The sequence below is a fragment of the Mediterraneibacter sp. 210702-DFI.3.120 genome, assembly GCF_020561005.1.
In the GTDB taxonomy this organism is placed as follows: domain Bacteria; phylum Bacillota; class Clostridia; order Lachnospirales; family Lachnospiraceae; genus Mediterraneibacter; species Mediterraneibacter faecis.
In genome coordinates this window covers 1-10,185 of record NZ_JAJCNG010000039.1, presented here as the reverse complement: position 1 = coordinate 10,185, position 10,185 = coordinate 1, and the positions used below count along the sequence as shown (strand labels likewise).

The 10,185-nt window shown below is 39.3% G+C and carries 8 protein-coding genes; all 8 read left to right on the top strand.

Annotated elements, in window-relative coordinates; translation table 11 throughout:
• Window positions 1–241: 241 nt before the first annotated feature.
• On the top strand, window positions 242–1,489 hold the full coding sequence (locus LI162_RS15620) for a class I SAM-dependent methyltransferase (protein WP_255616252.1): 1,248 nt from the start codon (window positions 242–244) through the stop codon (window positions 1,487–1,489).
• On the top strand, window positions 1,489–3,939 hold the full coding sequence (locus LI162_RS14540) for a C39 family peptidase (RefSeq protein WP_227156849.1): 2,451 nt from the start codon (window positions 1,489–1,491) through the stop codon (window positions 3,937–3,939). The genes LI162_RS15620 and LI162_RS14540 overlap by 1 nt, the downstream gene beginning before the upstream one ends.
• Window positions 3,940–4,222: 283 nt before the next feature.
• Complete coding sequence (locus LI162_RS14535) at window positions 4,223–5,866, top strand: histidine kinase N-terminal 7TM domain-containing protein (RefSeq protein WP_227156848.1); 1,644 nt, start codon at window positions 4,223–4,225, stop codon at window positions 5,864–5,866.
• 22 nt (window positions 5,867–5,888) lie between these two features.
• Window positions 5,889–6,212: a hypothetical protein gene (locus tag LI162_RS14530; RefSeq protein WP_226866023.1), complete on the top strand. Its 324-nt coding sequence runs from the start codon at window positions 5,889–5,891 to the stop codon at window positions 6,210–6,212.
• Between the two features lie 102 nt (window positions 6,213–6,314).
• Window positions 6,315–7,178 carry a sensor histidine kinase gene (locus tag LI162_RS14525; protein ID WP_227156847.1) on the top strand — a complete coding sequence of 288 codons (864 nt, stop codon included), beginning with the start codon at window positions 6,315–6,317 and terminating at the stop codon, window positions 7,176–7,178.
• A 59-nt stretch (window positions 7,179–7,237) separates the two neighbouring features.
• A complete protein-coding gene (locus LI162_RS14520) occupies window positions 7,238–7,864 on the top strand; it encodes a response regulator transcription factor (RefSeq protein WP_226866025.1) in 627 nt (208 codons plus the stop codon).
• A gap of 173 nt (window positions 7,865–8,037) precedes the next feature.
• Complete coding sequence (locus LI162_RS14515) at window positions 8,038–9,264, top strand: HEAT repeat domain-containing protein (RefSeq protein WP_226866026.1); 1,227 nt, start codon at window positions 8,038–8,040, stop codon at window positions 9,262–9,264.
• A gap of 35 nt (window positions 9,265–9,299) precedes the next feature.
• On the top strand, window positions 9,300–10,185 hold an 886-nt coding region (locus LI162_RS14510; RefSeq protein ID WP_227156846.1), incomplete at its 3' end, for a DUF4428 domain-containing protein.

The following is a 10,185-nucleotide window of genomic DNA, read 5'->3' as shown; positions in this document are numbered from 1 at the left end:
TGTTTTTCCTAGTATGAACAGTATGCGTAACCCTGAGTCGGCGTTCCTGTACCATCCTTCTAACAAGCGACTTTCTAAAATAATATTTTCAGTTTTCGTCCTCATATCCGAAAAATGATTTCTACGATAAATCTTTATTTCGTCCCCTATATCCCTTGACATCTCCCTTTTTATTCTGCAAAATAGTAAGAAGAGTCTTTCGAGATTCTACTTTATTATAGAAGAAAAAGAGGTCATTTATATGGAAGAAATCATACAGTTTTTAGCTGGGATTTTGAATAGAGAGTTTATTCGTGCGGTGTTTAGTAACCCGCGAGTAAAGGATAATGTAGTTAAGGCAAAGCTTCGACCGATGGAACAGAAGGGGGAGCTTTTATTTCAGTTAGAGTCTTTCACAAAGACGCAGGCATTTCATAAGAATCTGACGGTAGAAGAGACAAAAGATGAGCTTGCGAAATTGTTGGAAGAGTTTCGTCAGGTTCAGGTTGAGACGGTGAGTGAGGATATCACGGTATTGATCAGTAAGAAAGGGAAAGCAACGATTAAGAGAAAGCGCAAGACGGTGCAGGCGAAAGCTGCGGATCTGTCTCATAACAGGAAGAAAAAATATATTTTGGAAGAAGGGATTGTGGTTCCGTTTCTTCAGGATCTTGGAGTTATGACACAGGATGGAAAGATTGTGCGGACGAAGATGGATAAGTTCCGTCAGATCAATCGTTTTCTGGAATTTGTTGAGGATATTCTGCCGCAGCTTGACAAGGACAGAGAGCTTACACTTCTGGACTTCGGATGTGGAAAATCATATCTTACATTTGCAATGTATTATTACTTACACGAGTTAAAAGAATATGATATTCGTATTATCGGATTAGATCTGAAGACAGATGTGATTCTGCATTGTAATGAACTGGCAAAGAAGTATGGATATGAGAAGTTGACATTCCTTGTTGGAGATATTGCGGATTATGAAGGTGTGGATCAGGTTGACATGGTTGTGACGCTTCATGCGTGTGATACAGCTACAGATTATGCACTTGCGAAAGCGGTTGGCTGGAATGCGAAAGTGATTTTGTCTGTTCCATGTTGTCAGCATGAGGTGAACAAGCAGCTTGAAAAGCAGAGAAATCTGCATTCAGGCAAGATGAAATCGAAGACGGAAGTTATGGAAGTTTCAGAAATGCTGGGAGATCAACTAGCTTCCATGGAAGAAGTGCTCGGACCAATTATGGATTATGGATTGTTGCGAGAGCGTTTTGCAGCACTTGTGACAGATGGACTTAGAGCAAAGCGTCTGGAAAGCGAGGGATATGAAACTCAGGTATTAGAATTTATTGATATGGAGCATACGCCGAAGAATATTCTGCTGCGTGCAGTGAAAAAGGGGAGTCCTGCAGCAAAGAGCAGAAAAGAGGCAGAGGATTGTGAAAGATTTTTGAAGATTCAGCCAACGTTAGGTATGCTTCTGGCAGAGCAAAAGGGAGATAAATAATGAAAAAAAGGGTAATAAAGATTGCCGCACTGGTTGTTCTTTTTGCGGCTGTGCTGGTGATCAGTAATGTGATACTGAACCGTGGAAATGATGATCAGGTTGTGGATATGGGAGATGCCACGTTACCTAGAGTCTCATTTATGATGGGAGGACAGAAGATAAATGCGTTGCCAGGTTATGTAGATGATATGGATATTGCCGCAATGCGAGATACCATTACACCATTAGAGAGTGATGGTACACTGAAGATGCAGATTGAGAAAAATGATAACCAGATCCGGGAGATCAGTTACAGTGTATATTCTCTGGATGGAACAGAGACATATGATAAAGGAACTCTAAAGTCTGCAGAAAGCGAAGATGTCACATTAAAGCCGGGAAAATCACTTGGAGATAAAATCCAGGAGGCAGTACTTCAGGTTTCGCTTGTGATCGGCGAGGAGAAAGAGACAAGGAAAGTTAATTTTTATACAAGAATTGAGAAAGCAGATGATATTACAGCATCACAATGTCTTACATTTGCACAGGATTTTCATACGAAAGCATTTAATAAGACGGATGTAGATTCATTGAATATTTATCTGGAACCTGGAGATGAGAGTGATAATACAACTTATCAGACAGTCAATATCCATTCAGATATTTCTCATATTCAGTGGGGAACTATGCAGCCACAGTTGCTTGGTGATGTGCGTTGGAGTATAAAGGAAAGTAATAGTGTGTATACATCTCTTCTTGCGAATTACAGAGTTTCCTGCGTGGATGATGTCGGTGAGAATGCAGTTTATGACATTAAGGAATTTTTCCGTGTGAGAATCGCAGGAACTACAATTTACCTGTTGGATTACAATCGTGATATGCAGGAAGTATTCAGTGAGAACAGAAGTGTGATCGATGAAGATGGGATTTTGCTCGGCGTTACACCTTCAGATGTTCCGTATGAGACAAATGAGAAAGAAACGATTGCAGCATTTGTGGAGTCCAGAAACCTTTGGATGTACAATAAGAGTTCGAATGAATTATTAAATATTTTCGGATTTGCAGATGCAGATACAACAGATGAAAGGAATCTGAATGATCAACATGCGGTTCGTATCATCAGTATGGACAACAGTGGTAATCTTGCATTTGCTGTGTATGGATATATGAATCGTGGCGAACACGAAGGAGAAGTCGGTGTCGGAATCTATTATTTTGATGTAGAGAGAAATCTGATCCAGGAGAAAGCATTTATACCAAGTAAGAAGTCCTATGCAATCGCAGCGGATGAGCTTGGCAAGATGGTTTATTATAATCATGCGGAAGAGCAGTTATATGTTTTGGCAGACGGAACTTTGTATCAGGTAGATCTGAAAAAGAATAAACAGACAACACTTGCAGAGAATCTTAAAGAAGGACAATATGCGGTTTCTGATGATGGACATCTGATGGCTTATGAGTCAGAGGGGAACAAAAAAGGTGGAACAGAGATTCAGGTTATGAATTTGAGCAGTCTGCATACTTATATAGTCGAGGCCGCAGAAGGAGAACAGATCAGCCCATTAGGATTTGTTAACGGAGACTTTATTTATGGAAAAATGAAATCCGAGGACGCAGGAAAGAAAGCTTCCGGAGAATCAATCACTCCAATGTATGAACTGGAGATCCGTAATTCTAAGAACAAAAAAGTTGCCAGCTATTCCTTTGTTGATAAAGGCATTTATATTTCTGATATTTTAATCGATGACAATATGGTAACACTGAATCGTGTAGAGAAACGCGGGGATATTTACAACGTTACTTCACAGGAGTTTATTACGAATAATGAGGAACGCAAAGATACAGCGATTAAAATAGAAGTATATACAACAGCACTGATGGAAAAACAGATGCGGATTACATTTGCAGAGGGAGCAGGAGAGAAGAGCGTGAAAGTGATCCGGCCGAATCAGCTGGCATCAAAGAATGAACTTGAGATGGTTCTTGCTGATAGAAGCGAAAGTGTGAAATACTATGTCTATGGGGTCGGTGAACTGGCAGGGATTTATGATAAAGCTTCTTATGCCATTCAGAAAGCACAGCAGATTTCAGGAGTTGTGATCTCTTCTGACCAGAAATATGTCTGGGAGAAAGGAAATCGAGATCTTTCGTATTCGATAGAGGATGTTGCTCTTTCGAAGGAAGGAGAAGAGACATCACTTGAAGCATGTGAGCGTTATATGAAGACATATGATGCTCAGAAAGTAGATCTGACAGGATGTACGCTGGATCAGGTACTCTACGTGATCAATAGAGGATGTCCGGTGATTGCACTTACAAGTGCAGATCATGCAATTCTTCTGACAGGATATACGAAGAATGATATTACTTATATCGATCCTGAAAATGGAGAGTCACAGACAGTTTCCATCAGTGAGATGGAAGGAATGGTTTCCGGAAGCGGAAATACATTTATTGGTTATATCAAATAGAATATGTAACTGTTCAGAGCCAAGCAAAATTTCAAAAACAGGTATAAAATGCTTGCATTTTTAAAACTGTTTTTGAAATTTTATTTGGCGGATACGCCACACCGACGAAATGCGTAGCATTTTGGAGGTTGGCTCTGAACAGTTACTAGAAAATGGAATAAAAACGACAGGTTCTTCAATAGTTCAAATGAAGATCCTGTCGTTTTTAGGTTGCATTGATGTTGGGAGTGTGTGATACTTAAAAAAAGATAGTTGTAAATGTGATGTATGTGGGGGAATAGATATGTCATATTCGAAAAAGCAAAGAATGGCTTATGTGGTAGTTCTGCTGTGTGTGGCACTGGCTGCTATGTGTTGTCATATACCGAAAACAACAGATATTGAGAGTATCATCCTGGATCAGAGCCGCACCTGTCTCTATCTTGGATTGTACACGGCCTGGGGGATTTATCTGCAGAAGCGAGTTGTGAATCCTAAGATAAGAAGATGCCTTGTTGAAATTGCCTGTCTGATGGTTTTCTGGATTTTTCTTCGAAGTATAAAATATCATATTATGACAGAAATACTTAGTTTGAGAACGTGCTGGTATTTATATTATATTCCATGTATGATGATTCCTACACTTGGACTTAATGCAGCAATATTAATGGGAGAAGAGGAAGAGAAGAATACGAAGAAACGTACGGCAGCACTTGTGATTCCTGCAATTCTATTTGTTGTTGCAGTTCTTACAAATGATTTTCATCAGCTTGTATTTTCATTTCCGAATGGGAAGCCGTTTATAGATCAAAATTATCAGTACGGACCGATTTTCTTTGGGATTCAGATATGGGCGATTTTTTGTCTGATCGCAATGGAAGTGATTTTGATCAGAAAAAGTAAAAGTCCGCAGAAAAGAAGATTTTGGCTTCCATTTTTTCCGGGAATAATGCTTCTGTATTGGAATTTTGGTAACGTTATCGGAACGCCACTCATAACGAAATATTTTGGGGATATGGCAGTATCTTGCTGTTTACTGATGTCAGCAATCTATCAAAGCTGTATTTATTGTGGGTTGATTGGGACAAATACACGATACACAGAATTATTTCAGGCGGGCGGCGGTATCATGGCAGAAATTACAGATGGGGACTGGAATGTGCGGTATCGTTCCGGAGATTTCCCGAAAATGACTGATCAGATGCGCAAGGACACAAAACAGGCACCACTGTTACTGGAACATGGAATCCAGATAAAGCACATTTCTTTGCGAGGCGGTCATGCATTTTGGGCAGAAGATGTTTCACAAGTATCGGATCAGTATAAAGAACTCGAGGAACTTCAGGAAGAATTAACAGAAAGAAATCATTTACTGCAGATTGCTTATGAAAAGGAAGCAGAGAAGAAGGCAATTGAGGAAAAGAACCGTCTGTTTAACATCATACAGAATCAAACATTTCATCAGATACGTCTGTTAGATCAATATCTCAATGAACTTCAGAAGACAGAATCGGAAGAAATTTATGACCGGATTCTTCGGAGGATTGTTGTGGTAGGAACTTATATGAAGCGTCGTAAGAATCTGATCCTGTCGCAGAAAGAAAAACAGGAGAAATTGACAGTAGAAGATTTGAGAAGAAGTCTGGAAGAATCCTGTGACAGCTTAAAGCTATGTGGAATCAACGGGAAATATTTTATTGATCCGGAAATAAACTTTCTTGAGGATGACAGTATTTTGAGCTGTTATGATTTCTTTGAGTGGATGGTGGAAGAATTAATTGATGTAATTCAATTTATTTTCTTGCGTGTTGCAGAGATTGACGGACAGAAGAAAGTCGCTGTAACAGTGAAAGGAGTAGAAAATCTGTCAGTGTTGACAGAGAAGAAACCAGAACTTTATGTAGAACAGGAAACAGAGGATGAATGGTTTGTTTCAATAAAAGTCTGAAAAGGTGCGAGGAGAAATCAGAATGTATAATTATGTAACAGATAGTGTAAAACTGCATAATACATTAATGGTTCTGATGGAAATAAGTCTGATCCTGGAATTGTGGATACTTTTTTCCAGAATAATGCGTGAGGAAAAACTGAAAAAAATGGTAAGCATAGGAGTATTGTTTTTTTCTTCTTTTTGTGTGATGTGTGTGTTCTTAAATGATCATAGATATCAGATTGGAGACAATGACCATCCGTCATGTATGATTGACGTCCCTGTATGGACACTTTTTGCCGGTATGTTTCTGTTGCTCATATTGCTTTGTCTGTTGATCAGAAAAGAAATTATTGTATGTTGAAAAAGTATTTCTTTCTGGTCGGTTAAGGAAACCATAGATAATGTTCCATGTGGTGTCTGTGTGTCGGATCCGTTGGGACGCATTGTGTTATCGAATAAAAAAATGAGAGAACTGGGCAGAAAGCTGACAGGAGAGGCACTCCAAAATTATGAAGACCTTAAGATCGTGCTGGGAGGCGGAAAAATAATTTCAGGGATTACGAAGCTTAGTGAAGAAAGCAGTGTCTTTTATCTGTCAGATAATACAGTGTGGATGTTTCAGGAATATATGTTGTCGGAATCAGAACTTGAAGGGTATATTCAGACAGTAGCATTTGATATTTCAGAGATTTATTATAATAGTGAAAAAATCCGTATGAATAATGAAAAGCTGGAAGTGTTAAATAAAAAATTGAAAAAAATGTATGCCCAGATTGATGACAGTATTCGCGAACAGGAAACTTTGAAGATGAAGATGCAGGTTCATGATAGTTTCGGACGAAGCCTTCTTACAATCCGTCGTATGCTGGAAAGTCATAAAGAAACAGATCACATGGAAAACCAGCTGGAAATTCTGAAACAATCGGTTTACATATTATCCGGAATCACGCAGGATGATCCGGATAAACAGTATCAGGAGACAATAAGACATGCACAGAAATTGGGAGTGTCTGTGGAGATTGAGGGAGAAATCTGCGAGGAAGCTAAAGTGGCATTAATCACAGATAAAGCAATCCGTGAGTGCGTTACGAACTGTATACGACATGCACATGGAAGTAAAGTGTATGTACAAAGTTATAAGATACTTGAAGGATGGAAGATACGTATAACAAATGACGGGGAAAATCCTAAAGAAGGAAGTAAAGAGGGCGGTGGTCTTTCCGCTTTGAGAGAAGCTGTTGAAAGAGAAGGAGGTCAAATGATTACAAGATTTGCTCCCAGGTTTTTATTGGTGTTAGAACTGCCACTTGGAGGAACGGAAGATTGAGAACTGCTGGGTACAGTCACTGTAGACAGTGACGATTGAGACGAGAGAGGGAGAGGAAAATGATTCGCATATTAATTGTAGAAGATCAGAAAATCATGCAGAAATATTTTGAATATCTGATTGAAAGTAATAAAGAATTTCAGCATGTACAGACAATTGCAGATGCCAATGATGCCATAAAAGTATGTAATTCTACAAAGGTAGATCTTGTACTGATGGACGTGCAGACATTTCATAATCATGATGGACTGGCAGCAGGGAAAGAAATCAGAGAAGCTCATCCTAAGACAAAAGTACTTATTATCACATCATTGATTGACCCGGAAGTACTTGCCAGAGCAAAAACAGGATGCGCAGACAGCCTCTGGTATAAAGATCACGGAGATGAGGAAATTCTTGATGTCATTCATCAGACACTGGAAGGGAAAAGGGTATTTCCGGACATTTCCCCGAATGTTCAGCTGAACTGGATTCAGAGTGATGAGATCAGTCCGAGGCAGCTGGAGATGCTTCGATTATATATCAAAGGGTTATCCTATTCAGAAATTGCAAAAAGAATGGGATGTTCCACTGCAGGGGTAAGGTGGAATTTTCAGGAAATGATTTCGAAGACAGGGTATTCCTGTAAAGAAGATTTGATCGCGGCGGCGTTGGAAAGTAAATTACTTGTTACGACATTGAAATAGAGAGGGCATTGCAGGTTTTCTGCAATGTTCTTTTGTTATACAGAAAATCACCTATCACAAGTGCTAGTGTCAGAAAACTTTAAAGGTGCAATAATAATTATAACAAATAGTGTACATAACAGTATGCGCAAGGGTATTTGAAATCGGAATCAAAAAAGGAAGGAGGCGTTATTATGAAGAAAAAAACCGTCGGAATTTTATTAATTGTAACGATGATTATAATCTCAGCTGCTGCGTGTGGAAAAGAAAAAACATCTGATGATAAGAAAGAATCTGCTAAAACGGAAAGTGTAAAGAAAACAGATAAAAAATCGAAAGAAGACTATGAACCAGCAGGAGTCACAAGAAAAGAATATCAGGACATGACAGCACAAGATTTGTTGGACAGAATTGAAGATCCGGAAAATATAACAGAGGAAGAAGCAATAGCACTTGTGTCAACCTATGCATATGTAGACTATGATGAAGAATTTGAAAGAGAGGAAAATATAACAGATGAAGCAGTAAGCACGATTTACGACGAGGGTGGATGGCTGCCGGATTCAGAAGGCTTTATTGAGACTCTTATAACCAGTGAAAATTCAAATGTACGTGCATATGGATTTTCAATAATGGACAGTAATCTGACGACATACGAAACACTGGAAAAAAAGGTAGAGGAAATATTAGAGAAAGAAACAGACCCGGTTGTTTTGTATATGGCGTTAGAGTCCTTTTCCAGCTGCGGCTCCGATCCATACTTTGCGAAGTTTTTTATAAAGATGGCAGAACATGAGAATCCGAAAGTTCGAGAGCAGGCAGCATATGCAATCGGGTCTCCTTGGTCAAAAGGTGTTGAAGGCATGGCTGAAGCAATCGTAAAATTAATGAACGATGAAGATGAATATGTGCGGGAAACAGCATGTAGCAGTGCTGGATATCTTGCAGATGATGATCTGATCGAACCGTTGGTTGAAATTTTAGATGATTCAGGTCAGGTAGAATTACATGATGCATGTATTGAAGGACTGACGAGGATGTGGCTCGATTATCCATTCTATCACAATACAAGTGAGGCTGCATACCGGGCAACATTGGGCTATCTGTCAAAGACACCGAGAACAGAAGAGGTTCCTTGTTGGACATGTATTTCTTATGTAAGTTACGTTGATGAAGACGAAGTGGACGAATGGAGAACAAGAGCAACCTACTTTGATCCGGATGAGATTTGTAATATTATGATAGATATTCTTACAGATTCAGATGCAAACTGGCTTGCAAGAAATGAAACGATAGAGGTAATTTTGAAACTTGGAGACGATGCACAGAAAGATAAATTGAAATCTACAATGGCAGGATTGAACGATGAGGATGCTTCTCATTTACAGGAAAGTTATGAAAGAGCAGTAGAGAAAGATTAGGAATGGAAAAATCAATTTAGGAAGGAGATGTGAGTATGGGATTATTTGATAAGAAAAATTGTGATATCTGTGGAGAAAAAATTGGTTTACTTGGAAACCGAAAGTTAGATGATGGTAATTTATGTAAAAACTGTGCGAGAAAACTATCCCCTTGGTTTGAGGAGCGCAGACACAGTACAGTAGAAGACATTAAACGTCAGTTGGCATACCGCGAGCAGAATAAACAGCTTGTACAGAGCTTTGTTGTAACTCGTCAGTTTGCTACAAACACATATAATGTATTTATTGACGATACAAAAGGCAACTTTACTGTAGCACATAATCTGGATACGACAGAGAATCCAGATATCGTACCATTGTCATCTATTGTAATGTGTAAGATGGAAGTACAACAGGACCGTAGAGAAGAGACTTACACAAAAGATGGAAAAACTGTCAGTTATCAGCCGCCGGTATATCGATACGAATATGATTATACAATGCGTATCAAAGTAAGAACAGAGTGGTTTGATGACATGGATTTCAGATTATGTAATTCACGTCTTGATGAGAAAGACCGTATGGAAATCATGGAAATTGAACAGGTAGCGAACCAGATTGTGGCTGCGCTTACCGGAAATCCTGTAATGAATAGCGGAATGTCAGGCATGTCAGGTATGGCAGGCGGAGCTATGGGAAATATGGGAGCTGCCGCTATGGGAGCTATGGGAATGAATAACGGAATGCCGGGAATGAACGGTGGAGCCCAGTACGGAAACATGGGAATGAATAATGGAATGCCGAACATGAACGGTGGAGCTCAGTACGGAAACATGGGAATGAATAACGGAATGCCGAACATGAACGGTGGAGCTCAGTACGGAAACATGGGAATGAATAATGGAATGCAGAACATGAACGGCACAGCCCAGTATGGAAATA

Bases quoted from the DNA above. Each gene is read 5' to 3' on its own strand.
- LI162_RS15620 (WP_255616252.1), top strand. From the start codon at position 242: ATGGAAGAAATCATACAGTTTTTAGCTGGGATTTTGAATAGAGAGTTT.
- LI162_RS14540 (WP_227156849.1), top strand. From the start codon at position 1,489: ATGAAAAAAAGGGTAATAAAGATTGCCGCACTGGTTGTTCTTTTTGCG.
- LI162_RS14535 (WP_227156848.1), top strand. From the start codon at position 4,223: ATGTCATATTCGAAAAAGCAAAGAATGGCTTATGTGGTAGTTCTGCTG.
- LI162_RS14530 (WP_226866023.1), top strand. From the start codon at position 5,889: ATGTATAATTATGTAACAGATAGTGTAAAACTGCATAATACATTAATG.
- LI162_RS14525 (WP_227156847.1), top strand. From the start codon at position 6,315: ATGAGAGAACTGGGCAGAAAGCTGACAGGAGAGGCACTCCAAAATTAT.
- LI162_RS14520 (WP_226866025.1), top strand. From the start codon at position 7,238: ATGATTCGCATATTAATTGTAGAAGATCAGAAAATCATGCAGAAATAT.
- LI162_RS14515 (WP_226866026.1), top strand. From the start codon at position 8,038: ATGAAGAAAAAAACCGTCGGAATTTTATTAATTGTAACGATGATTATA.